Source organism: Enterococcus sp. AZ035 (assembly GCF_050548325.1).
Taxonomy (GTDB): domain Bacteria; phylum Bacillota; class Bacilli; order Lactobacillales; family Enterococcaceae; genus Enterococcus; species Enterococcus faecalis.
In genome coordinates, this window is record NZ_CP172958.1 from 299,923 (window position 1) to 324,930 (window position 25,008).

Consider the following 25,008-nt stretch of genomic DNA (forward strand, 5'->3'; position numbering starts at 1 on the left):
TTTGTTCCACGCTCAAAAACTGATAAACGGCGGGAACAGAAGCAACTCCTTCGGAAATAAGCCGAAATTCTCCAAAAATTAAAGAACAATTTTCGGAAATTCCTTCTTATTTCTCGGAGTTAAACGCTGCTGTCCCGACCTCTTTCTATTTTTACAAAAAGAAAAAGTAATTTTTGTTGGCGTGTGAAAAAAATTTTTTATACTATTTTCGTTGACAAGTCGGTTTCTTCTTGGTATATTGAGATTCATAAATTATTAGCCCAGTAGGAAATAGATGTTTTGTTCAGAAAGTCGATGGTTGCTGCGAATCGATCAAGTCTATTTGTGAATTACACTAATAAGTAGTAACAATTACATAATACATAAGCGAGAAGCAAGTAAGCTTCTAATTAAGGTGGTACCGCGGAGAGATTCGTCCTTATTCTTTAAGGATGAATCTCTCTTTTTATGTAGCTTTAGGAGGCGTTTTCAATGAGTTGTGGAGGGGTTATTCGTTATCATAAGATCCTTTAATGTCAGAGTATTCAGAAAAAAGATTAGAGGAGAGTAACGAAATGAAAGAAAAACAGAAAAAGAAGACCGTGAGTGTTCGAGAAGCAAGTATCGTATTATTAATTATTGTGGCAGCTATTGCAACAGGAGTAATTGGCTTAAAGATATCGCCAAATATTACTATTTTGTTTGTGATTGCATTGATTTTAGGCTACGCAATGTTTCGTAAAGTACCATTTGATCAAATGCATAAAGGGATTGTTGATGGCTTGAAGCCAGGAATTATTCCAATTTTTATTTTCATTTTAGTGGGGGCATTGATTGCCGTTTGGATTCAAGCTGGAATTATTCCAACGATTATGGTTTTTGGTTTTAAAATGATTAGTGTTAAATGGTTTGTGCCGTCAGTTTTTATTGTCTGTGCGATTGTCGGCAGTGCAGTAGGTAGTGCTTTTACAGTGATGTCAACAATTGGAATTGCCTTTTTCGGTATTGGCAGTACCTTAGGGTTAAATCCTGCTTTAGTTGTGGGTGCGATTGTTTCTGGTTCAGTTTTTGGTGATAAAATGTCACCTTTATCAGAATCAACAAACTTAGCCGCAGCGATTGTTGAAGCGGATTTGTTTAAACATATAAAAAACTTGATGTGGTCGACTGTACCAGCATTTATCGTCTCTTTAATCTTGTTTATGATTTTAGGACAAACGTACGCGAATACAAGTCTGACAGAAGTAGTTCAAGTTATTCAAGTATTGGAAGACCACTTTACCATTTCAATTTGGTCATTGTTACCATTAGCCTTAATGTTAATCTGTGCCTGGCGCAAAATTCCAGCGATTATCACGATTTTGTTAAACATTATTGTGGCAGTAATTATGATTATTATTCAAAATCCGAAAGTATCGTTGCAGGCATTAGGAAACACGTTGGAAAATGGGTTTGTTTCTCAAACGGGGAACGCACAAATTGATCAATTATTAAGTCGTGGCGGGATTATGAGTATGATGCCGACTGTGGCACTTATTATTCTAACGTTGTCTCTAGGTGGCTTATTAATGGAATTAGGATTGATTTCTGCGGTCATGGAAGTTGTTTCGCAGAAAATGAGCAGTACACCGAAATTGATTTTATCAACGTTATTAACAGGAATTGGCGTAAATATTTTTATTGGTGAACAATTCCTATCGGTTATTTTACCAGGGAATGCCTTTAAAGAAGTTTACAAAAAAGAAGGCTTGGATCCGACTGTTTTAGGCAGAACCTTGGAGGATGGTGGGACGGTTATTAACTACCTCATTCCTTGGGGGATTGCAGGTAGCTTCGTAGCGGGGACCTTTGGCGTACCAACGTTGACTTACTTACCATTTGTTTTCTTTAGCTTATTATCGCCTGTCTTCTCAATGGTCAGTGCATTTACTGGTTTAGGAATTAAGCGGCTATCAGCAGAACCTGTTACCGAAAAATAGATTGATTAAAATAGAACAGTTGATGGGGAATACTGTAGTTTCTCCCTGTCAATTGTTCTATTTTTCTTGTAAAAAAGGTTGCATTTTTAGAAAGAAACAGTTATAGTTGACTAGTCAATTGTTGACGAGTCATCTTTTTAAGGAGGAAACTATGTCGTTATCATTACGGGAAGTCAGCCAATTATTATGTCAGTTAAAGGTATTAGATCAAAAAATTACCAAAGTTTTTGAAGAGCAAGTTGGCTTGAGTTTGACTCGTTATGAGTTGCTGATGATTTTAAAAGAACGTCAGCCGTGTCTTCAAACGGAGATTCAAGAACACTTAAAAATCGATAGTGGTGCGGTCACTCGCCATTTGAAAATTTTAGAAGAGAAACAGTATGTGACACGACAGCGAAATCCAGAAAATAATCGGGAAGTGCTAGTGCATTTAACAGAAAAAGCACAACAAGAACTACAGCAATGTACAGCCAAGCAACAAACGGTAACAGAAATTATTCCCAGTACATTTACAAAGGACGACTGTCGCCAGTTAAAAGAACTTTTGACAAAACTAGATCAAAGCATTACAACGAAAGAGGTATGATAGAATGACAACATATACAACGAATGATTTTTCAGAGATTGTTTTTGGCCGCAAATCGGTTCGGGTGTACGATGAAACCCATAAAATTTCTCATGAAGAAATGTTAACAATGATTCAAGAAGCGACCACCGCCCCTTCTTCTGTTAACATGCAGCCATGGCGTTTTGTCGTAGTGGAAAGTGAAGCAGGCAAAGAAAAATTAAAACCCTTAATTCGCTTTAATACGCGTCAAAATGAAACATCTTCTGCAATGCTCTTAATTTTTGGTGATTTAAACTGCCATGAGCGAGGAGAGGAGATTTACAATCAAGCCTATGCTAGTGGTAAAATGCCTAAGGAAGTGCGGGACCAACAATTAGCAGCCATTATTCCCCATTATGAAAGTTTAAGTAGAGAACAAATGAATGACATCGTAAAAATTGATGCGAGTTTAGCAGCTATGCAATTTATGTTAGTGGCCCGAGCTCACGGATATGAAACAAATCCAATCGGTGGTTTTGAAGCGGAAAAATTAGCCGAAACATTTGGTTTAGATCAAGAGCGCTATGTCCCAGTAATGATTTTATCTGTGGGTAAGGGCATGGAAACTGGTTATGAATCTGTTCGTTTAGCACCAGAAAAAATCACGACATTTGAATAGGCAATAAAAAATGACGGCGTACGCTTGCATTAACCAACTTTCTTAAAGAAAGTTGGTTAATGCAACAGCGATGCCGTCATTGTCGTTGGATAAAGTGACTTCCGTTGCGATGCTTTTAAGCTCGTCAACGGCGTTTTCCATAGCAATCCCCGTGCCGGCCCATTCCAACATAGTATAGTCGTTGTGACCATCACCAAAAGCAATTACTTCTTCAGCAGCTATACCTAACTGTAGGGTTAGTTTTTCTAAAGAACGCGCTTTATCAATATTTTTAGCGGTAAATTCAAAATAGAAAGGAGCGGAAAAAGCAGCGGTGACGGTTTCTTTGAAAGGCGCGTAGATGGCCTCATGATATTTTTGTAAATAGGCGGGTTCACCAGCAATTAAAATTTTGTTCAAGGGAAAGTTTAGTCTGGCGGCTAAATCACGCCACTCACATAATTGAAAGTTGCCACCCCGTGATTCATATTCAATAATATTAAAATCACCAGTCTCTAAATGTAAGGTGTTATGAAAAACATCATTGACATACATAAATGTTTCATCATTAATCATTGGAATTACGTCAAATTGTTTCAAATGCTCTAAAATTTGTTGACTCAATGACTTTGAAATTGTCTGATTAAATAGTTGTTGCTGACTGCCGTGATGGGTGACACAAGCGCCGTTATAGGAAAGTAAGTGTCCATTATAATGAGCCATCTCCAATTCATCTGCTAAGGGCCGCATACCGTTAGTCGGGCGGCCAGAAGCCAAAATCAGTGATAGGCCTTGTTTTTGTGCAGCTACTAATGCTTGTCGCGTTTTTGGTGAAATCTTTTTTTCTGAAGTTAACAAGGTGCCATCAATATCCATTACAATTGCTTTGATTGCCATAATTGGCCTCCAATCCGAAGAGTTTCTTTCTTTTAGTATAAAAGTTTTTTCTATTAATGTAAACGGATTCTCTTGTGAGGTGTATAAAAGAATTATTTTACAAAAATCTATACTATTTTTTTGTGAAATTTCATATAATAGAAGTATTCTAATTATCTACATAGAGAGCGAGGGACAAGGAATATGAAGGAAAAAGAAATGCATTCGCTCTTTTTTAAACATAAGTTTGTGAAAGTAACTCCCTATTTACGTCGTTTTGGTCATCGTTTGAGTGGGATGATTATGCCAAATTTGAGTATTTTTATTGCGTGGAGCTTATTGTCTTTGGTGGCTGGCTATACGACTGGGAATCTACGGCTAGCTCTTTCTGAAGTCGAAACGATAATGATTCGAGTTGTTTTACCGATTCTAATTGGTTTTACAGGCGGAAAAATGTTCGAGGAACAACGTGGCGGCGTTGTTGCTGCTATTGCGACAGTGGGCGTGATTGTTTCCACAGATGTTCCACAGTTGTTTGGTGCTATGTTTATTGGCCCTTTAGCAGGATATACTTTCGCAAAAATTGAACAAATTCTCTTACCGAAAGTTAAAGAAGGCTATGAGATGCTGACTAAAAACTTTTTAGCAGGAATTGTGGGAGGACTGCTGTGCTGTTTTGGTATTCTGGTTGTAGCTCCGGCTGTTGAAAGCGCTAGTTTTTGGCTGTATCAATTTTCTTCTTGGTTAATTGAAGCCAATCTTTTACCATTGGTTCACGTTTTCTTAGAGCCCTTAAAAGTGTTATTTTTTAATAATGCGATTAACCATGGCTTATTAACGCCTCTAGGTTTAGAAGGTGCTAGTCAAACAGGTCAGTCCATTTTATTTCTATTGGAAACAAACCCTGGACCAGGCGTGGGCGTTTTGGTTGCTTTTCTGCTGTTTGGGCCTGTAGGACAACGAAAAACAGCAGGAGGTGCCACCATGATTCAACTGATTGGGGGCATTCATGAAATTTATTTTCCGTTTGTTTTGATGGACCCGCGCTTATTTTTAGCAGTAATTGCTGGAGGAATGAGTGGTACGCTTGTTTTTCAAATATTTAATGTGGGTCTAAGTGCTCCAGCTTCGCCAGGTTCATTGGTTGCGATTTTAGCCAATGCCTCGACTGATGCGAGGCTGGCGGTTTTTAGCGGAATTTTTGTTAGCTTTCTGTGCTCTTTTGCAATAGCAAGCTTGTTATTAAAACGTCAACGAGGAATTGAACCAGTTTCAATGATAAAGATGAAGGAGGAAGACCAAGTGGAAACAGTCACACCTAACTATCAGCAAATTTTATTTGTTTGTGATGCAGGAATGGGCTCAAGTGCCATGGGGGCTAGTTTGCTAAGCCGACAATTAAAAGCTGTGAACTTGGAGATGCCTGTGACTTACCAGTCCGTTCATCAGATGAAGTGGCAGCCTAAGACATTAGTGGTCATTCAAGCAGAATTGAAACAGTTAGCACAAAAGTACGTCCCAGAAAAGGATATGGTGAGTGTTCAAAATTTTTTAGAAATTAAATCCTATTACCCGCAAGTTTTAGCCAAACTGACTGCTTCTTCTCAAGAGCAATCTTCACTTGGTTCAGAGTCTACTGAAACGAACTCGACAAAACAAATACAGAAGCTTGTTTTTTTATATGCCGAGAATGTTCGAGGATCGCAAACAATGGGAATGGAATTATTGCGGCAACAAGCGGCGAAACAAGGAGTCGCGATTGAAGTATCTAAAGAGCCACTGGAAACAGTCTTTTTTACCAAGGAGACAACCTACGTAGTGACTCGTGAACTGGCGCAAGCCTATCATTTAGATCTAACGCAACAAAATTTATACGTAGTTACTAGTTTTTTGAATAAGAAAGAGTATCAAGAATGGCTGGAAGGAGGAGCTGATAGATGTTTTTAACGACAAGAGAAACTGTTCTATTAACGGAATTAGTGAATAGTCCTACCCCCGTTTCAGTAAACCGCATGATGAATTTGTTAAAGGTTAGCCGCCGGACGGTATATCGTGAATTAGAAAATTTAGAAACCTCGCTAGCATCGATGGGCGCGACATTGGAAAAAGTAGCTCGTGGGCGCTTTTCGATTCAAGCAGATGAAGCAGCGATGACGGAAATTCAGGCTGCTATTTTAGGAGAAGAGACACAGGAACTTTCTACTTTGGCGCGGCAACATGCGATTTTATTGACATTACTGCAAACAAAAGAGCCAGTCTCTATGCATTATTTTCTGGAAACGTATTGTATTAGTAATACGACTTTTTATGCCGATATTAAACAATTAGAAACACGGATTGCTCGGATTCCGTTGACGATTGCTCGGAATCAAGGTTATGAAGTGACTGGTTCTGAAAAATATCGCCGTCTTCTAATGGCGAATATTCTAAGTATGGAAATTAATGAGTACCAATTTTTTCATTTTACCGAATTAACGACAAACGACCATTTTTTCTTTCAGTTTATTCATGCAGAACATTTAGCATTTGCACAAAAAATTGTTCAGCCAGAAGTAGAAACTTTATTTCCAGCATTAAGTGATCGCAAATTACAACATTTGATTTTAATGTTAACAATTGCGATGGATCGGGTCACTGCAGGTTTTTATTTAGCTGATGAGACCTATACTGGGCAGATGAATAAGGCCTTTCTAAATTGTTCTAAACGACTTTTTTCAAAAGTCGCTGCTGAAACGAAACAACTATACGCTGTCAGTGAGATTGTTTTTTTTGCTAGCTTGTTAAGTGATTTTTCTAATTCTTTTGATGAAGATTTTTTTGATGAACATTTTGACACTCAGCTGGCTTATGAAGTGAAACAACTGATTGAAGCAGTAAGTCAAGAAACGGAAGTTAATTTTTTCGAAGATACCAATTTGTATAAAATGTTGTTGACGCATTTATCAGGTGTTTTTTCTCGGGCGGTTTTACAAGAAGAAGATTTAACGAATCCCATTTTAGAACGGATCATGAATCAATATCAAGAAATAGCTGCGGCTTTACGCCAAGCGTTGCCGCAAATTTTTCCGCAAAAGAATCTATCGGAAGAGGAAATTGCCTACATGGTGCTTCATTTTGCCAATTCTTTAGAACGGAGTCCCAAAATTATGGAAGTTGATATTGCTGGTTTTTCTCCTAGCGGTTTGGCTTCGACAAGTATGCTGGAAATGCGATTACGGCGCTACTTTCCTTTTATCAACCAGATTCATTTTTTTCGGATTGCGGATTTAGGTAAGGTGAATGTTGAGGAAAACTATGACTTAGTGATTTCCACTTCGTTATTACCAGGATACAATGGTAAATATAAATTGATCTCACCGTTACTTTTAGACGATGAAATCCGCCAATTGAAAGAAGAGTTTAAGCGGATTAGTCACGAAAAACGCTCGCTTAGGAAAGCGCCTGTGAAAAAAATAGGTGGCGAAGAAAGCTACGAAACGGTGGTCGCTTTCATGGAAGAAATTAGTAAACTATTAGAAACATTTTTCATAGCAGATTTAAATAATCAAGCGGATTTAGCAGAAACCGTTCAACAAGCTCTCGCGCAACTTTCCGCAGATTTAATCACCGATAGTGCAATCGTCTGTCAGCAATTGATGAAACGTTACGAGCAAGCGCCTATTGGGATTCCTCAGACGGAAATGGCCTTATTCCATACCTCAAGTACAGCAGTGACACAGCCTGTTTTTTGTATTTTTAATCTGGCCCAGCCACTTATGATTGAAGGTATGGATAAAAAGCCGATGCAGTTACAACGTATGTTACTCATGCTAGCGCCGATGCCGATTGATGAAACAATCGGGAAAATTTTAGGAAAAATCAGTGGTGCGATTATTATGAATGATTTAAATACAGAAATTTTTCATTCAGGAAATGAAGCCATTGTTTATCAGTTGCTTTCGTCATTATTAATTGAAGAAATGAAAGGCTAGGTGTTGAGAGATGTTTGAAATTACAGCGGAGCAAATAATGTTGAATCAATCGTATGCTAGTTGGGAGGAAGCACTTGCAGCTTCTGGTGAATTACTGCTAAAAAATCAGTTGGTCACGCCTGACTATGTCAAAGCAATGTATCAACGTCAACAAAAAGTCAGTGTGTATATCGGTAACTTCGTGGCATTACCTCATGCGGAAGGACAAGATGAACAAGTTTTAAAAGAAGGGATTTGCTTTATTCAAGTGCCTGATGGGGTCAACTTTGGTACGGAAGCAGATCGAAAAATAGCTACTTTGTTATTTGTCGTTGCTTTAAAAAGTCAACGGCAACTAAGCATGCTTCAAGAATTAGCTTTTTTCTGTTCAGATCTCGAAAACATTCAGCGGCTCAGTGATTGTCGAACAATAGATGAAGCGCAAAAAATTCTGGCTCAAGCCTAAAGTTACGTCTGAAAAAATCAATTCAATTTGAAATGTTCAATAATTATTGAAATAATTTTATATTAAAAAATAAAATATTTTAATTTGATAGATTAAACAAAAAAGATAAGAAGATTCCTTGACAAAAAATAGGCCCTATGATAAATTTAAAGTAACTTGTGACAAAGTCGTGCATGGATGCACTAAAAAGACACCCTATTGTGGTAGGGTGTCTTTTTTTGCTGTTTAGACAGCAGCGGTTGGAAGCAACTTGTTTATTCCTCGTTCTGTTTTTCCAACCAAATGGTTACAAGTTTCAGGACAATCCCGACAAAAATCGGCACAAGAATTTTTGTGACAATCTCGTACATGTGATGCACCTCCTTTCGAGGCAAGTCGCCAATTTGAGTATAGCATAAAAAGTTGTTCATTTATTATTGAAATTATTATAAATGGAATAAGTACGTGTTTTCTGGTTTTCGTAACTAGAGAACACGTGCTTTTTTCTTTCAACTTTTGGCACAATGGTTTGTGCCAAAGTACGACTTTTTCCAGATTTGGAAAGCGGATACAATTTAGTCAACAAGAAAAGTTACTTGAGAGAAGGGGAATAAAAATGGAACAAGTACCAGAAAAAAATAAAGTATCAATTAAAGCAAAAGTCCAAAGAATTGGCAGTACCTTATCTAGCATGGTGATGCCCAATATCGGGGCGTTGATTGCGTGGGGCGTTTTGACAGCGCTATTTATCCCAGATGGATATCTGCCAAATAAAGCCTTTGCCACGATGGTTGGCCCAATGTTGACCTATTTAATTCCATTATTAATTGGCTACACTGGTGGGAAAGTAATAGCAGGTGATCGCGGTGCCGTAGTTGGCGCAATTGCGACAATGGGCGTGATTGTGGGAACCGATATTCCGATGATGCTAGGTGCCATGATTATGGGTCCACTTGGTGGCTTTACAATTAAGAAATTTGATCAGTATTTCCAACATCGGATTAAAGCTGGTTTTGAAATGTTAGTAAACAATTTTTCAGCTGGATTGATTGGTTTTGCGTTAGCTTTACTTGGTTTTTCAGCGATTGGCCCAATTGTCGATGCGCTGACTGCTGCAATGGCACGTGGTGTGGAAATCATTTTAAATGCTCATTTGATTCCATTAACGAGTATTTTTATTGAACCGGCAAAAGTGCTCTTTTTAAACAATGCGATTAATCATGGCATTTTAACACCCTTAGGGACAGAACAAGTCTTATCGGCTGGTAAATCAATTCTTTTCCTATTAGAAGCAAACCCTGGTCCTGGGTTAGGTGTCTTATTAGCATTTATGTTTTTTGGAAAAGGTGCGGCAAAATCTTCTGCGCCGGGAGCAATAATTATTCATTTCCTTGGTGGTATCCACGAAATTTACTTCCCATATGTAATGATGAAACCGTTATTATTCTTATCGGTTATTGCAGGTGGTGCGACAGGTAGTTTGGTTTTCCAAACGTTAGATGCTGGTTTACGTGCGCCCGCTTCACCAGGCTCCATTATAGCTATTTTAGCGATGACACCAATGGGTTCTTACTTACCAGTTATTTTAGGTGTTTTGGCAGCAACTGCTGTTTCCTTTGCAGTATCCGCAGTCATTTTAAAAGCAGATGCGAAAGAAGAAAGTGATGAATTTGCCCAAAAAGTGAAAGAAACCCAAGCTGCTAAAGCAGCATCAAAAGGATTAACTGTCACAAATGGTAGTGCTTCATTGTCAGGAATTCAACAAATTATTTTTGCTTGTGATGCTGGGATGGGCTCTAGTGCAATGGGTGCGTCTATCTTACGGAAAAAGGTCCAAGAGGCTGGTTTAGTACAAACTGTGACAAATCGGGCCATTAATAATTTGACCGATGAGGGAAATACATTGATTGTCACACAAGCGGAATTGCAAGAACGGGCCAAACAGAAAGCACCTAATGCAACCTTTGTAGCAGTTGAAAATTTCTTGAACTCACCACGTTATGATGAAATTGTGGCTGAACTATCAGGTACCAAAGAAAAAAACGACGCACAACCAACAGTCTCCAAAGCAACACCTGCTTCTGAAATTGAGGGAGATTTAGCAAATGTCAATGAGATTCTTTTGGTTCACGATGATCGTGTCGGGTCAGCAACGATGGGAATGAAAGTCTTAGAAGAAATTTTAGATAAAGAGAAAATTTCAATGCCGATTCGAAAAATTAATATTAATGAATTAACTCAACAAACACAGGCTTTAATTGTCACAAAAGCTGAACTAACGGAACAAGCACGTAAAAAAGCACCGAAAGCGACACACTTATCAGTAAAAAGTATGGTTAATCCCCAAAAATATGAAACAGTGGTTTCGCTCTTAAAAGAAAGTGCCTAGAGAGGAAGAAAACAATGGAAAATCTTACGAATATTTCAATTGAATTAAATCAACAGTTTAATACAAAAGAAGAAGCTATTCGCTTTTGCGGCGAAAAACTAGTCGAGGCAGGCTGTGTTGAACCCGCTTATATCGAAGCAATGATTGAAAGAGACCAATTGCTATCTGTTTATATGGGGAATTTTATTGCCATTCCTCATGGAACAGAAGAAGCCAAAAAATTAGTGAAAAAATCAGGAATCTGTGTAGTGCAAGTTCCAGAGGGTGTTAATTTTGGCACCGAAGAAGATGAAAAAATTGCTACCGTATTATTTGGGATTGCCGGAGTCGGTGAAGAACATTTGCAATTAGTCCAACAAATTGCACTTTATTGTAGTGATATGGATAACGTGGTGCAACTTGCCGATGCATTAAGTAAAGAAGAAATAACAGAAAATTTAGCCATTGCTTAAAGGAGAGAATAAGAATGAACGCAGTACATTTTGGAGCAGGAAATATTGGACGCGGCTTTATCGGCGAAATTTTAGCTAAAAACGGGTTTCATATTACGTTTGTGGATGTTAATGAAACCATCATTCAAGCGTTAAAAGAACGTAAAAGTTATACAATTGAATTGGCCGATGCCTCACATCAACAAATTAACGTTGAAAATGTGACCGGGTTAAATAACATGACAGAACCAGAAAAAGTAGTAGAAGCAATTGCGGAAGCCGATTTAGTCACGACGGCAATTGGTCCTAATATTTTACCAAGAATTGCTGAATTAATTGCTCAAGGAATTGATGCACGTGCCGAAGCAAATTGTCAAAAGCCGCTGGATATTATCGCTTGTGAAAATATGATTGGTGGTTCAACCTTTTTAGCAGAAGAAGTGGCCAAATATTTGAAAAACCCAGCTTATGCTGAACAATGGATTGGTTTTCCTGATGCGGCGGTTGATCGGATTGTTCCATTACAAAAACATGAAGACCCACTTTTTGTTCAAGTTGAGCCTTTTTGTGAATGGGTCATTGATGATACCAACCGAAAAGCCAAAGAGATTCAGTTAGAAGGTGTTCATTACGTTGCTGATTTAGAGCCGTATATTGAACGAAAATTATTTAGTGTAAACACTGGCCATGCTACAGTTGCCTATACAGGGGCGTTGTTAGGCTATCAAACCATTGACGAAGCGATGCAGGACGCCTTAGTGGTAGCACAACTCAAATCAGTTTTGCAGGAAACCGGTAAACTTTTAGTGGCTAAATGGAATTTTGATGAACAAGAACATGCAGCCTATATTGAAAAAATTATTCAACGTTTCCAAAATAAATATATTTCAGATGCTATTACACGTGTAGCACGGACACCAATCAGAAAATTAGGTGCGCAAGAACGGTTTATTCGACCAATCCGTGAATTACAGGAACGCAATCTAGTGTCGCCGCATTTATTAGCAATGATTGGTATTGTCTTTAATTATCATGATCCAGAAGATGAACAAAGCCGTCAATTACAGGAAATGCTTGACCAAGAAAGTGTTGATACAGTGATCGCTGAAGTAACGGGCATTGAAGATCCAGAAACGGTTAAAAATATTAAACAAAACGTAGAACGCTATGCGCGACCACAAGTAGCATAATAACAAAATCCTTCTACCAAGATACTTCACATTTCTTAATTAAAGAAAAAAACAACCGCTCACTGATTAAAGTGAGGGGTTGTTTTTTACATATTGACTAAGTGGTTTTTGATAAAGCTCTCCTTTGAAGGCACCTGTATTGAAGTATTCAGCTAATTGGTAACCAATGAATGGGCCAGTAGTGAGTCCTGATGAACCAAGTCCGCTAGCAACCACAAGGTGGGGCAGCTCTGGCAAAGGACCAAAAAACGGAGCGAAATCAGATGTATAAGCACGTGTACCAACGCGGTAATGCATGGGTTGCTTAAAAAGCTGATTTGCTTCTTTTAGAAATGGCGCAGTCCCAGAAGTTAGTTGTTGAAAAGCGCTAACAGTCTCTTCTAAATCCCAGGCTTGTTCATTTTCGTGGGTGGCACCTAATAAAATTTTTCCTTGATTAAAAGGAATTAAATCGGCTTCGCCATCTAACATAGCAACAGGCCATTGCTGACTATTTGTAAAAGGGGTCTCGAAAACTAACAATTGTCCTTTTTGGGGACGAATGTCCACAGATAAATTTAAAGTAGCGAGTAATTCCTTTAAATGAGGACCAGGTGTTAAAGCGAGAAAATCAACGCTCTTTTTTTCTGAATTTGTGACAATTTCCCACCCTTGATTCAGTTGTCGAAAGTGCGCCCGTTGTGAGCAAAAAGTGACCCCTTTAGCTTCGGCGCGTTTCTGAAGATGGTTTAGATAAGCTGGTCCATCTAGGCGACCGCCGCCAGAAATAAAAAGTGAGGGAGTTTCCTTAAGTAGCGGTAAGAACTTCGCTGTTTGAACCGCTGACAACATCGTGATTTCTCCAATTTCAGGTGCAGTTTGCTTACGCTCTTCTGCCAAATGGGCTAAGTCTGCCAAAGCGGCTGCCGGGCGCAAAATGACTGTCCCTGATTGACGATAAATATCCTCCGTCAGCTGAAAATCTTTGACTAGCTTTGGAAATAGGGCAGCGCCCTCTCGCGCTAATTGGTACCATTTCTTATTTCGACGTTTGGATAGCCAAGGGGAAATAATCCCAGCGCTCGCTTTAGTCGCTTGGCCGATCCCTTCATCATAAACGGTAATGTCAAATTTTTGTGGATCTAAATAATTAGCTAACGTCATTCCGATAATGCCGCCGCCAATAATGGCAATTTTTTTCATGCTTCTTCTCTCCTTCGAACAGTTGTATTGTAACACAAAAAAACCGCCTCTAGACAGAGACGATTGAGAGATAACTTGTTAGCTGGTCCTTCTGTGTGTGTAAATAGAATTGCCGCCTTCTAAAACGTGAACAATTTCTTGTGCCATTTCTGCCACAGGCACAGGATCATAACCAATAAATAAGTTCTTTAAAAAGGGGATTTTCTTAAAAAAATAAATACATTTACTAAAAAGTATGGTGCCGGTACGTTTTTGACCTACAAGTAAACTAGGATAAAAAATTACTGCTTCGGCGACTTCTTGGTGGATTAGTTCCTCCGCTGCCAATTTGGCATCCATATATTTTCTCAAAGGGAAAGGAACAGTATTGGCTGAAATAAATAAAAACTTAGCTGGATTTTTTTGTTGTGCTAAAAAAGAGCTGATTTTTTTCACTGGCGTCAGAATTAGCCGTTGATAGGTTTTCTTTTTTCGTGGATTTTCAAATAAAATACCTACTGTATCAATGACCCAGTCAGCACGCTGGACCTGTTCTTGCCAATTCGTGTCACGAGTAACATCGGAGCATACCCACTGCACTTGGTGGCTCCAAGATGCGGAGAGCGTGGCAGGCTTTCCATGACGTGAAACACTGATGACTTGATGTTGGCGTTGGACTAAAATTTTCGCGATTTGTTGACCTAAAAAACCGCTACCGCCAAAAATAATGACTTTCATGGCAAGCCCTCACTTTCAATTGTTTCTTCTAGTGTACCTTAAATAAAAAAAGAAGCAAAAAATCTCGATTGCGCATAGTTTAGTTATAAATAACATAAAAATAACCTTTTTAGATTGTTGAAATACAAAGACCCAACAATGGTTATTTATTGTCGTGAAATAAATAAAAAAATGAACAAAAATGAAATAAATCAGACTAAAGGCCTAGAGAAATGCCCTTGTTTCTTGAATTCAAGCATGGTTAAATAGTTATAAGTGAACGACCGAGCAATTTAGTTTGTTGGGGAAAATAGACAGAATGAGGAGATGAAACGAAGAAAATGAAGAAGAAAACGATAATTATATTGGGGGCAGTTGCGGTAATTGCGGTTGGGGGCATCGTAACTGTGAATGCGTTAAATAAAAATGCACAACATGTAGCTGTCAAGCAAGCGCCTAAAGATGACTGGGGAATTGACTATTTTGACGTTCCCGACTTGCAACAAATTTATATTAACGGTGTCATCCAACCGGAACAAATGGAAGCCTTTGCGCGTGATCAAAAAATAACAAAGGATCCAGAGATTAAGGTGAAAAACGGCGATGTCGTAGATGCAGGCACAGAATTATTTACTTATGAAGATGAGGCGGTCACAAAAGAAATTGAGGCACAACAAAATAGCTTAGCCAAATTAGAAACGAAGCGGGCGAATATCTATAATAAGTGGAATCGGGCCATTGATAAATTTAATAAAACTAAAGAAGAAGACCGCACGATGTCTGGTGATGATTTAAATGAACAATATCAAACAGAAGTCGATGCGGTAGATGAAGAGATTACCTTTACCAATGAAACCTTAGCGGATTTAGGAGCGAAGCAATATATTTCCACAAAGGCTAATTTCAAAGGTCGCGTATCAATTCCAGAAGTAAAAGATGCCAATTCACCGATTTTACGGTTAACTTCAGAAGATCTTTATTTAGCTGGGAAAGTGAATGAAAAGGACTTGACTAAAATTAGTGTTGGGCAAAAAGCTAAACTAACTTCTGTTTCCAACAATGTGGTTGTGGATGGCTCAATTTCTTATATCGATGATAATCCTCCTGAAGGCAACAGCGATGCCGCGAGTGGCAATCCAGAGGGCGGCACGACGATGTCTAGTTATAGCGTCAAAATTGCGTTGGCCAATTTAGACAAAGTCAAAAATGGTTACCATATGCAAGCAACCATTGATTTAGGCGATTTAGGGGCGATTGAGTTACCGAAAAAAGCGATTCAAAAAGAGGGTGAACAGGCCTACGTTTTAGTGAATGATTTTGGAACCATCATTCGTCGTGATGTCCAAGTCGGGCAAGAAAATGGCGACAAAATGGCGATTGAATCTGGCTTAGAATCAGCCGACCGAGTGGTTATTTCTTCAAAAAAACCAGTAAAAGTCGGTGACATTGTGGAATCAGATGCAGCGATTGCTTCTGATGAATCAGCAACCAACGAATCACTGACAGATGCGTCGAAATAGGAGGGCTTGATGGTGGAAGCAAACAATACAAATCAACCCCTCATTGAATTGCGGGACATTAACAAGTTCTATCCAGTAGGTAAGGAAAAACTACATGTTTTAAAAGAATTGAACTTGACCATCCATCAAGGAGAGTTCATTTTAATCATGGGGAAGTCCGGCAGCGGTAAGACAACACTGATGAACATTATCGGTTTCTTGGATCGCTTAACAGACGGAAGCTATCATTTCTCAGGAACAGATGTTTCAAAATTGTCTGAAAATAAAAAATCAGCCTTTCGCAATGAATATCTAGGGTTTATTTTTCAACAATTTTTCTTGATTAATTCCTTAAATGTTAGTCAAAATGTTCAATTGCCCTGTGTTTATGAAGGGAAAAAAAGCCGCGCTGAGAAAAAAGCGATTGCTGAGAAGTACCTAAAAATTGTCGGTTTGGAAACAAAAGCCAAATCAAAAGTTACTGAACTTTCTGGAGGACAGCAACAAAGAGTAGCCATTGCTCGTTCCTTGGTGAATGATCCATTATTGATTATGGCTGATGAACCGACTGGGGCATTGGATAGTGAAACGGGTACAGAAATCATGGAATTATTGAAAGAATTGAATGAACAGGGCAAAACAATTGTCATGGTGACACATGATGAAGATATGAAAAAATATGCCTCACGAGTGATTCATATGAAAGATGGTCGCTTTTTGGAAGAAGAGGTGATTAGATGATTGCTAATTTATTTGTTAGTACTTTTTTAAGCTTAAAGGCGCATAAGTTGCGGGTATTTTTAACGATGGTCGGGATTATTATTGGGATTACATCAGTCGTAACGATTTCTGCGCTAGGTGAAGGGATGAAGCGTCAAGTTGTGAAGGCATCCAGTGCAGTGAACGCGGATGTTTTGAAGATTCATTATACAATGTCGGATGGTAGCAGTGACAATTTTATGTCCTATGAAGAGCCAGATTATACGTTTAGCCGAGTGGACTTGAAAAAATTACAAGACATTCAAGGAATTGAAAGTATTTATCCTCAATATGGTGAATCAATGATGGGGGGCGGAGACAATTTGTTTGTACCAATGGATTATTTTGGGGCGCAAGCGAATTTATCCATTACGTCGACTAAAGGGCAGAATGATATTTTATATGGTCGTGATTTTCAACCGAGCGATGCAAATACAGATGCGATTGTCTTAAATCATGATATCTTTGAAACGCAAATTCGGCTTGATGATCCTAGCCAACTCATTGGAAAAGCTGTTTCAATTGGTGGTTATATGTACAAGGTGATTGGTATTTTAGCACCAAAAGATTTAGATAGTTTGGGTATGAACGATGATTGGGCAACTGCTATGAGTAGTTTTGTTTCTCGAGAATCATACAATAAATTAGCGAAAACAAAAGCAATTAGTGGCATCAATATTAAGGTTCGTGAGGGAGCGGACCGTGAAGCAATTTTAGGACAGGCAATCACTATTTTAAGTGAAAATCATCCTGAAGTGAAAGGAACGTTTAAAGAAAATGACCAAGACCAACAACTCCAACAACAAATGGAAGAAATGGTCACGGGTATGACAATGTTTCTGATGGCAATTACTGCAATCTCCCTATTAGTCGGGGGAATTGGCGTCATGAACATCATGTATGTGTCTGTCACGGAACGGAAACGAGAAATCGGGATTCGTCGGGCCATTGGTGCTAAACCACGAGTCATTTTATTCCAATTTTTAATGGAAGCAGCGTTTATCACATTGATTGGTGGTTTGATTGGTGTCGGATGCGGCTATTTATTGGCAACTGTGGTCGGTGGGTATATTTCGATTACGCCAATTATTACGCCGTCCATCTTTGCCATTTCAACATTGGTTTCGGTCTTCACAGGTATCTTTTTCGGGATTATTCCAGCAATTGGTGCCTCGAGGATGGATCCGATTAAAGCGATTTATAATTAAAAAGAAGAGCTTGGTAGTCACATCTTTTTTGATGATCCTATCAAGCTCGCTTTTTTATTTCATATCACTAAGAATTTTCTGAATCAATTCTTGTTGAAACTCTTTGGTATATTGTTCGGTGAGTTTCGCTTGTTCTTCTTGGGACATTGATGGATTGGCCATCATAGCGGCTATCATTTTTTTGCCAACTGTTTCAGTCCCTTCTTTTTTGATATCAGCGGCATGTTGTTCCATATATTCGCCTAATTTTTTGGCTTGATCAGCACTTAAAACTAGCCAGTCACTAGCAACATTGAAGGTGTTTTCTTGTTTTGCAAATTGGTTATCGTTGTCAGCAAGGCCAAATAGTGTTTTGGCCCAAGACTCTTGATAGGACCATTTCGTCGTTTTTTGGACTAATGTGGCTTTTTGAGCATCTTTTTGAACTGTGTTTGTGACGTTTTCCGTTCCTGTTTTTTGTAGTTTCTTTTTATCTGGTGTGTTATATAAATAAACTTTTTCGGAACCATCGCCCAACGGCTGGTACAATAACATGTTGGGGCCATCTTTGCTTGCGCTACTGCTTTTTAGTTCAAACGTTTTGTCCTGAGTAACTTCGGTCATACCAAAATGATCTTTATCGTTTAAAACGATAAGACTTAACGAAGCTAAGAACCCTAAACCAAAAATAACCATACAGAATTTATGCCAGACTTTTCGGCCAAATACATTTGTGTAGGCAAAGCCTAACACGCAAAGGATTAAAAGGAAAATAATCATTATTTCATTGCACCTACTTCCTTAACAGGCATCGCTTCTTTTTTATTTAAGAAGAAAGTAATCGCCAAGCCGAGAACGCCAAAGATTGTTGCCACGAAGAAGGCTGCGTGATAACCGTTTAGTGTTGCGTTTGTTGCTTGGTCGCGATAAGTGAGTGGGGCTGTTTTTAATAAGTCCGATGCAGGTAAGCCGTCTTTGGTAACATTTGTTAAAACACTAATCAAAACAGCTGTTCCAATTGAGCTGGCTACTTGTCGGAAGGTGTTGTTTACAGCAGTTCCGTGACTTAATAAATTCATTGGTAAAGCATTCATGCCAGAAGTTGTCACAGGCATCATGACCATCGAAATACCAAACATCCGAATCGCATATAGGACAATGATATAAATAATAGGTGTTGCTTTTGTTAAGAAAGCAAACGGTAACGTTGCAGCTGTTAAAATAAACATCCCAGTAATCGCAAGACGACGGGCACCAATTTTATCAAAAATGCGACCCGTTACTGGCATCATAAGTCCCATGACTAACGCTCCTGGTAAAAGCATTAACCCTGAATGGAAGGCAGATTCACCACGAATATTTTGGATATACAAAGGTAAAACCATTTCGGCGCCAATCATTGCCATGTTGGTTACGCCAGATAAAATGGCTGCAACAGTAAAGACTTTTGATTTAAAAACGCGTAGTTCTAAGAAAGGTTGTTCTAAATGCAATTGTCGATATGTAAAAAGACATAAAACAATCGCACCAACAATTAAGAATCCATAGACTTGCGGGCTACCCCAACCTTTATCACCAACGCTTGAGAAGCCGTAAAGTAAGCTACCAAAGCCGAGAGTAGAAAGAATGACCGATAAGACATCGATACTTGGATTAGATAATTGGATGACATTTTTCATTAAAAATGAAGCCAAAATTAGGACTAAAACAACAATTGGAATGACCATCCCAAAAAGGTCACGCCATGTATAAGAATCAATAATCCAACCAGATAATGTTGGACCTAAAGCGGGTGCTAATCCGATAACAATTCCCGTTGTGCCCATGGCAGCGCCACGTTTTTCAGGCGGGAAAATTGAAAGCATAATTGTTTGTAAAAGAGGCATAGATACGCCGACCCCTGCGGCTTGAACAAGACGTCCAGTCAATAACATGCCGAAGTCTTGCGCTACAAAACAGATGATGGTTCCGATTAAGAACGTTGACATCGCTGTTATGTATAATTTTTTTGAACTGAATTTGTTAATCAACCAAGCACTGATGGGAATCATAATGCCGTTCACAAGTAGGAATCCAGTGGTTAGCCACTGTACACTTGAAGCTGAAATATCAAATTCTTTCATTAATGTAGGTAAGGCCGTCGTTAAAAGTGTTTGGTTTAAAATCGTACAAAATGTTCCGATTAGTAAAACGCCGACTAGTAACGACCGGTTATAAGGTTTTCCGTGAATATCCACAGGTTGTTGTGAAGTCACATATATCGCTCCTTTTTCTGTAAGTTTCAAATTAAATTGCATTAACTACTTTACAACTAATTAGAATCTTTGTCAACTTACTTGACAAAGGTGTAAAAAAAACTACAATTAAGGAAAGGATAAGGGAAAGGAAGTTAAACTAATGTGGTCAAAAATGATTCAGCGTTTGTTAAATGAAGAAAATTTGTTGATAGGAATTAGTGAACTAAGTGAAATTGCTGAAGTTTCGCCACGTCAACTTCGTTATTGGGAAGAAAAAGGGTATATTTCTTCCATTGCGAAAGACGCAAACGGTCCACGGAAATATCGGTTACATACAGTCGTCAAAGTGCATTGGATCAAGCGTTTTTTAGATGAAGGATATACGTTACAAAGTGCGGTGGAAAAAGCAGAGGAGCAGCATCGTAATGTGGGGATGACGAAAAAAATCTTTAGTCAAATGTTTCATGGTATCTCAGAAGTTTGTCCCAATTACGTAGCGATTGATTTGGGCGATTTCGATGAAGAACAAAAATTATATGTCGTATTTAATGAAACCACAGAAGTCAGTGAGTATCTTTTAATTCCTAAGGATACAGATGTTTCTGATGAGCTAAAGAAAAGAAAATAAGAATGAAATAGGACTGGGAGAAAGACCTGAAGTGAAAGTAAAACGTTACTGAATGAATCTTCGAGTTCTTTTTTTCTTGCAATTTCTTTATTTTTCTATATAATTTCTTATATGGAAAAGGAGGGTCTCGATGAAAGAAACAAAACCTTACGGAACAGTCTTGTTAAAAGCGGCTAAAATAATGGACTGTCTAAGTTTACAACCCGATCAAACCTTACAGGAAATTGCAAAGAATACCGAAATGACGGCATCAACGGCAATCAAAATTTTAGAAACCTTAACATTAATTGGCTATGTTCAAAAAGACACGAACAAGACGTACCGCTTAGGAACAAAATTGATTCGCTATGCGAATCAAAGTGTGGAGCAAATCGATTTAGCTGAAATTGCGGTACCTTATTTAGAAAACCTTCAAAATACGGTCGATGAAACCATTCATTTAGGGATTTTAAATAATAATGAAATTCTGTATATCAATAAATTAGAACCGAAAAATCAAACGATTCGCATGTCCTCGAAAGTGGGAATTACTCGACCTTTGTATAATTCGGCCATGGGTAAAGCCGTTTTAGCAGAATTTTCGGAAGAACAAGTGCAACAATATTTAGACACGCAGACATTAATTCCCTATACCGAAAATACGATTACCAATCCCTTGCGTTTGAAAAAAGAATTAAAACAAGTGCAACAAACGGGGGTTGCTTACGATGATGAAGAAATTGAACAAGATATTTTCTGTAGCGGAGTATCTTTAATGAAAGATGGCGAAATTGCGGGTGCTTTTAGTGTAAGCATGCCGAAATATCGTTTGACAGAGGAAAATAAAACGACGATTAATCAAGCCCTTTTAGCAACAAAAGCAGCGATTGAAGCGAAATTATAGTAGAAAAAGAAAGACAAACAAAAGTCGATTGGGATTTTTGTTTGTCTTTCTTTTTTTATTTTTGTAAAAACGTTTGCATTTTCTTTTTTTATCTGTATAATGAAGTTGTTAATTTCTTTATAATAAATATATATTTCTAAATAAGAAATGAGGGAGTCTGTTGAAGCGAGTATCAATTTTACAAAAATTAGAAAATGCTGGCGTGATTGCTGTGGTTCGCGGAAAGACAAAAGAGGAAGCGCTAAAAGCTAGTCAAGCCATTGTAGCAGGCGGTATGCGGGGGATTGAGTTAACCTTTACTGTTCCTCAAGCAACAGAAGTGATTCAGGAATTAGTTGCGTTATACCAAGAGAATCCTGACGTAGTCATTGGTGCGGGGACAGTTTTGGATGCTACGACTGCTCGTTTAGCTATTGTAGCAGGGGCTGAATATATTGTGAGTCCAAGCTTCGATGAAGAAACCGCTAAAATTTGCAATTTATATCAAGTTCCTTACTTGCCAGGCTGTATGACCATCACAGAAATGAAAGAAGCACTGAAAAGCGGAGCAGATATTATTAAACTATTTCCGGGAAGTGTTTATGGACCGAGTGTTATTTCGGCATTTAAAGCGCCATTGCCTCAGTTAAATATTATGCCAACGGGTGGTGTCAGTTTGGAAAATATGGCCGAGTGGTTTGACGCAGGTGTGACGGCCGTCGGTGTTGGTGGCAATCTGTTAGCGCCAGCAGCAACTGGGGATTTTGAAAAAGTTCGTGAGGTTGCCCAAGCCTATATGGAAAAATTCCAAGCAATCAAAGGGGTGTAGGCGCATGGGGAAAGTCGTAACATTGGGAGAAATCATGTTGCGTTTGTCCACGCCTGTCGGAATACGCGTAGCACAAACAGAAAATTTCGCTGTACATTACGGCGGTGGTGAAGCGAATGTAGCGATTTCGTTAGCGAACTATGGCCACCAAGTGACTTTTGCTAGTAAAGTGCCCGATAATTCATTAGGAGAAGCCGCCAAAAAGCATTTAAGTCGTTATGGGGTTTCAACGGAATTTGTACGAACTGGCGGAACACGTCTAGGAACGTATTACTTGGAAACTGGTACAGGAGAACGAGCAGCCAGTGTTGTCTATGATCGCGCCTATTCAAGCTTTGCTCAAATCGAAGAAATGGAATGGGACTTACATGAGCTGTTTTCAGGAGTAGAGATCTTTCATATTTCAGGGATTACAGCGGCGTTATCAAAAAATTGGCAAAGTATGACGGTTGCGTTAGTTAAAGCAGCGAAGCAAGCAGGGTGCCAAGTAAGTTTTGATATTAATTATCGAGGGAAACTTTGGTCCCAGAAAGAAGCGAGCGTGGCATTGAAGGCCATTCTTCCATTTGTTGATATTTGTTCAGCTGGGGTATTAGATGCTCGTTATTTACTGGAGATTCCAGAACCAGAGGAAGAACTTGAAGACGCATTAACGTGGTACTACCGAAAAATGCAAGAACGTTATCCCAACATTCAAGTATTTTATTCAACCAAACGTCAAGTTCATTCAGCGACAGATAATGAATTAATCGGAACGCTATGGTACAAAGGTGCGTATTATACGTCCAAATGTCATCGATTACAACCGATTGTTGACCGTGTCGGTGCCGGTGATGCGTTTGCTGGTGGGGTTTTACATGGCATATTAGCTGCCTATGATCCACAAACCTGCATTGATTTTGCGACAGCGGCTAGTGCGTTAAAACATACTGTCCATGGTGATTGTAATCAATTTAGTCAAAAAGAAGTCCTTGCTTTTTTGGCAACGGGCTCAGGAAAAATAAATAGATAGGAGATTTTAGTTATGCAAAATATGGAAACACGTTATACACATAGTCCGGCGGATATTCGTCACTATTCAACAGAACAATTGAGAGATGAATTTTTAGTAGAGAAAGTTTTTATTCCAGGTGCAATCAGCTTAACCTACACACATAATGATCGGATGATTTTTGGTGGTGTGACACCGACCACAGAAGAATTAGAAATTATTTTGGACAAAGAATTAGGGGTTGACTATTTCTTAGAACGCCGTGAACTAGGGGTTATTAATATTGGGGGACCAGGCTTTATTGAAATTGATGGCGCCAAAGAAACAATGAAAAAACAAGATGGCTATTATATTGGGAAAGAAACAAAACATGTTCGTTTTTCTTCAGAAAACCCTGATAATCCAGCGAAATTTTACATTAGTTGTGTGCCAGCACATCATAAATATCCCAACGTAAAAATTAGTATTGATGAAATTACCCCAATGGAAACGGGTGATCCATTAACATTGAACCAACGTAAAATTTACCAATACATTCATCCGAACGTTTGTGAAAGTTGCCAGTTACAAATGGGTTACACCATTTTAGAACCAGGTAGCGCTTGGAATACAATGCCTTGTCATACACATGAACGTCGTATGGAAGCGTATGTTTATTTTGATATGGAAGAAGATACGCGGATTTTCCACATGATGGGTAAACCAGACGAAACGAAACATTTAGTAATGAGTAATGAACAAGCAGCTATTTCACCAAGCTGGTCAATTCATTCTGGGGTTGGTACAAGTAATTATTCCTTTATTTGGGCCATGTGCGGAGAAAATATTACGTACACAGACATGGATATGGTTGCAATGGATCAATTAAAATAAACCAAAGAAAGAGGAGAAAACATGGAATTTAAAATGAATGATTTTCAATTAGATGGAAAAGTAGCGTTAATTACAGGTGCTGTTTATGGGATTGGCTTTGAGATTGCGAAATCCTTAGCTGAAGCAGGAGCAACAATTGTTTTTAATAACTTATCTCCTGAATCAGTTGAACAAGGCTTGGAAAATTATCGGGCCGCAGGGATTGAAGCACGTGGTTATGTGTGTGATGTCACTGATGAAGAGCAAGTTCAAGCGATGGTTGCTCAGATTAAAGAAGAAGTCGGCTCTATTGATATTTTAGTCAATAATGCGGGAATTATTAAACGAATTCCAATGGTGGATATGTCAGCAGAAGAGTTCCGTCAAGTGATTGATGTTGACTTGAATGCGCCATTTATTATGGCAAAAGCGGTTATTCCAGATATGATTGAAAAGGGTCATGGCAAAATTATCAATATCTGTTCAATGATGAGTGAACTAGGTCGTGAAACAGTTAGTGCGTACGCGGCAGCAAAAGGCGGACTAAAAATGTTAACGAAAAATATTGCTTCTGAATATGGACAATATAATATTCAATGTAATGGGATTGGACCTGGCTACATTGAAACGCCACAGACGGCGCCATTAAGAGAACCAGGGCATCCATTTAACGAATTCATCTTGGGACGAACACCTGCTAATCGTTGGGGCACACCAGCAGACTTAGCTGGCCCAGCAGTTTTCTTAGCATCTAACGCTTCTGACTTTGTTAACGGACATATCTTATATGTTGATGGTGGAATTTTAGCTTATATTGGAAAACAACCATAATAAATAAGTAA

General features: G+C 38.7%; 24 protein-coding genes and 1 other annotated feature. Of the genes, 18 read left to right on the forward strand and 6 right to left on the reverse strand.

Annotated features, from left to right (window positions below):
* Positions 1-247 precede the first annotated feature (247 nt).
* Positions 248-423: a binding site (T-box leader), on the forward strand.
* Positions 424-512: 89 nt separating this feature from the next.
* From nhaC to IGL32_RS01540, 3 genes are all read left to right on the forward strand, one after another.
* The gene (gene nhaC / locus IGL32_RS01530) at positions 513-1,958 is read left to right on the forward strand and encodes a Na+/H+ antiporter NhaC (RefSeq protein WP_002383673.1); all 1,446 of its coding nucleotides are present in this window, start codon (positions 513-515) and stop codon (positions 1,956-1,958) included.
* 151 nt (positions 1,959-2,109) lie between these two features.
* On the forward strand, positions 2,110-2,544 hold the full coding sequence (locus tag IGL32_RS01535) for a MarR family winged helix-turn-helix transcriptional regulator (RefSeq protein WP_002362972.1): 435 nt from the start codon (positions 2,110-2,112) through the stop codon (positions 2,542-2,544).
* Positions 2,545-2,548: 4 nt separating this feature from the next.
* Positions 2,549-3,184 carry a nitroreductase family protein gene (locus tag IGL32_RS01540; protein ID WP_002358386.1) on the forward strand — a complete coding sequence of 212 codons (636 nt, stop codon included), beginning with the start codon at positions 2,549-2,551 and terminating at the stop codon, positions 3,182-3,184.
* 42 nt (positions 3,185-3,226) lie between these two features.
* On the opposite strand, the gene IGL32_RS01545 is transcribed toward IGL32_RS01540, so the two are convergent.
* On the reverse strand, positions 3,227-4,060 hold the full coding sequence (locus IGL32_RS01545) for a Cof-type HAD-IIB family hydrolase (RefSeq protein WP_002379058.1): 834 nt from the start codon (positions 4,058-4,060) through the stop codon (positions 3,227-3,229).
* 183 nt (positions 4,061-4,243) lie between these two features.
* Between IGL32_RS01545 and IGL32_RS01550 the strand changes: the two genes are divergently transcribed.
* Genes IGL32_RS01550 through IGL32_RS01560 form a run of 3 tightly spaced genes read left to right on the forward strand, consistent with a single transcriptional unit; the run spans position 4,244 to position 8,455 of the window.
* Positions 4,244-5,986 carry a PTS transporter subunit EIIC gene (locus IGL32_RS01550; RefSeq protein WP_167591320.1) on the forward strand — a complete coding sequence of 581 codons (1,743 nt, stop codon included), beginning with the start codon at positions 4,244-4,246 and terminating at the stop codon, positions 5,984-5,986.
* Positions 5,977-8,010, forward strand: coding sequence for a BglG family transcription antiterminator (locus IGL32_RS01555; protein ID WP_010777372.1), 2,034 nt, complete (start codon positions 5,977-5,979; stop codon positions 8,008-8,010). Before IGL32_RS01550 ends, IGL32_RS01555 begins: the two co-directional genes overlap by 10 nt.
* Before the next feature lie 10 nt (positions 8,011-8,020).
* Entirely contained in the window at positions 8,021-8,455 is a 435-nt protein-coding gene (locus tag IGL32_RS01560; RefSeq protein WP_002358391.1) for a PTS sugar transporter subunit IIA, read from the forward strand.
* Between the two features lie 254 nt (positions 8,456-8,709).
* Here IGL32_RS01560 and IGL32_RS01565 read toward each other — a convergent pair whose 3' ends face one another.
* Positions 8,710-8,805, reverse strand: coding sequence for a type I toxin-antitoxin system Fst family toxin (locus IGL32_RS01565; RefSeq protein ID WP_015543884.1), 96 nt, complete (start codon positions 8,803-8,805; stop codon positions 8,710-8,712).
* A 245-nt stretch (positions 8,806-9,050) separates the two neighbouring features.
* Here IGL32_RS01565 and IGL32_RS01570 point away from each other — a divergent pair, with 245 nt between their 5' ends.
* Genes IGL32_RS01570 through IGL32_RS01580 form a run of 3 tightly spaced genes read left to right on the forward strand, consistent with a single transcriptional unit; the run spans position 9,051 to position 12,444 of the window.
* Positions 9,051-10,823 (forward strand): PTS mannitol-specific transporter subunit IIBC, encoded by a 1,773-nt coding sequence (locus tag IGL32_RS01570; RefSeq protein ID WP_010706745.1) that lies wholly within the window; start codon positions 9,051-9,053, stop codon positions 10,821-10,823.
* 14 nt (positions 10,824-10,837) lie between these two features.
* A complete protein-coding gene (locus IGL32_RS01575; RefSeq protein ID WP_002355279.1) occupies positions 10,838-11,275 on the forward strand; it encodes a PTS sugar transporter subunit IIA in 438 nt (145 codons plus the stop codon).
* A 14-nt stretch (positions 11,276-11,289) separates the two neighbouring features.
* Positions 11,290-12,444, forward strand: coding sequence for a mannitol-1-phosphate 5-dehydrogenase (locus tag IGL32_RS01580; protein ID WP_002355280.1), 1,155 nt, complete (start codon positions 11,290-11,292; stop codon positions 12,442-12,444).
* A 66-nt stretch (positions 12,445-12,510) separates the two neighbouring features.
* On the opposite strand, the gene IGL32_RS01585 is transcribed toward IGL32_RS01580, so the two are convergent.
* On the reverse strand, positions 12,511-13,626 hold the full coding sequence (locus IGL32_RS01585; protein WP_156210162.1) for an NAD(P)/FAD-dependent oxidoreductase: 1,116 nt from the start codon (positions 13,624-13,626) through the stop codon (positions 12,511-12,513).
* Between the two features lie 78 nt (positions 13,627-13,704).
* A complete protein-coding gene (locus tag IGL32_RS01590) occupies positions 13,705-14,343 on the reverse strand; it encodes an NAD(P)H-binding protein (protein WP_156210161.1) in 639 nt (212 codons plus the stop codon).
* 320 nt (positions 14,344-14,663) lie between these two features.
* Here IGL32_RS01590 and IGL32_RS01595 point away from each other — a divergent pair, with 320 nt between their 5' ends.
* Genes IGL32_RS01595 through IGL32_RS01605 form a run of 3 tightly spaced genes read left to right on the forward strand, consistent with a single transcriptional unit; the run spans position 14,664 to position 17,788 of the window.
* Complete coding sequence (locus IGL32_RS01595; RefSeq protein WP_156210160.1) at positions 14,664-15,842, forward strand: efflux RND transporter periplasmic adaptor subunit; 1,179 nt, start codon at positions 14,664-14,666, stop codon at positions 15,840-15,842.
* 9 nt (positions 15,843-15,851) lie between these two features.
* A complete protein-coding gene (locus IGL32_RS01600; RefSeq protein WP_002383683.1) occupies positions 15,852-16,562 on the forward strand; it encodes an ABC transporter ATP-binding protein in 711 nt (236 codons plus the stop codon).
* Positions 16,559-17,788: an ABC transporter permease gene (locus IGL32_RS01605; protein ID WP_002389717.1), complete on the forward strand. Its 1,230-nt coding sequence runs from the start codon at positions 16,559-16,561 to the stop codon at positions 17,786-17,788. Before IGL32_RS01600 ends, IGL32_RS01605 begins: the two co-directional genes overlap by 4 nt.
* 54 nt (positions 17,789-17,842) lie before the next feature.
* On the opposite strand, the gene IGL32_RS01610 is transcribed toward IGL32_RS01605, so the two are convergent.
* Both IGL32_RS01610 and IGL32_RS01615 read right to left on the reverse strand, forming a co-directional pair.
* A complete protein-coding gene (locus IGL32_RS01610; protein WP_010824997.1) occupies positions 17,843-18,547 on the reverse strand; it encodes a DUF4811 domain-containing protein in 705 nt (234 codons plus the stop codon).
* On the reverse strand, positions 18,547-20,064 hold the full coding sequence (locus tag IGL32_RS01615; protein ID WP_002385351.1) for an MDR family MFS transporter: 1,518 nt from the start codon (positions 20,062-20,064) through the stop codon (positions 18,547-18,549). The genes IGL32_RS01610 and IGL32_RS01615 overlap by 1 nt, the downstream gene beginning before the upstream one ends.
* Positions 20,065-20,164: 100 nt before the next feature.
* Here IGL32_RS01615 and IGL32_RS01620 point away from each other — a divergent pair, with 100 nt between their 5' ends.
* The 6 genes from IGL32_RS01620 (at position 20,165) to IGL32_RS01645 (ending at position 24,997) form a co-directional block, all read left to right on the forward strand.
* A complete protein-coding gene (locus IGL32_RS01620; protein WP_010824998.1) occupies positions 20,165-20,632 on the forward strand; it encodes a MerR family transcriptional regulator in 468 nt (155 codons plus the stop codon).
* Positions 20,633-20,762: 130 nt separating this feature from the next.
* Positions 20,763-21,515, forward strand: a complete 753-nt coding sequence (locus tag IGL32_RS01625; protein WP_002355294.1) for an IclR family transcriptional regulator — start codon at positions 20,763-20,765, stop codon at positions 21,513-21,515.
* A gap of 160 nt (positions 21,516-21,675) precedes the next feature.
* Complete coding sequence (locus tag IGL32_RS01630) at positions 21,676-22,323, forward strand: bifunctional 4-hydroxy-2-oxoglutarate aldolase/2-dehydro-3-deoxy-phosphogluconate aldolase (RefSeq protein WP_002364953.1); 648 nt, start codon at positions 21,676-21,678, stop codon at positions 22,321-22,323.
* A 4-nt stretch (positions 22,324-22,327) separates the two neighbouring features.
* A complete protein-coding gene (locus IGL32_RS01635) occupies positions 22,328-23,335 on the forward strand; it encodes a sugar kinase (protein ID WP_002385349.1) in 1,008 nt (335 codons plus the stop codon).
* Between the two features lie 12 nt (positions 23,336-23,347).
* Entirely contained in the window at positions 23,348-24,187 is an 840-nt protein-coding gene (gene kduI, locus IGL32_RS01640) for a 5-dehydro-4-deoxy-D-glucuronate isomerase (RefSeq protein WP_002355301.1), read from the forward strand.
* Positions 24,188-24,208: 21 nt separating this feature from the next.
* Positions 24,209-24,997, forward strand: a complete 789-nt coding sequence (locus tag IGL32_RS01645; protein ID WP_002362994.1) for a gluconate 5-dehydrogenase — start codon at positions 24,209-24,211, stop codon at positions 24,995-24,997.
* The last annotated feature ends 11 nt before the right edge of the window (positions 24,998-25,008 follow it).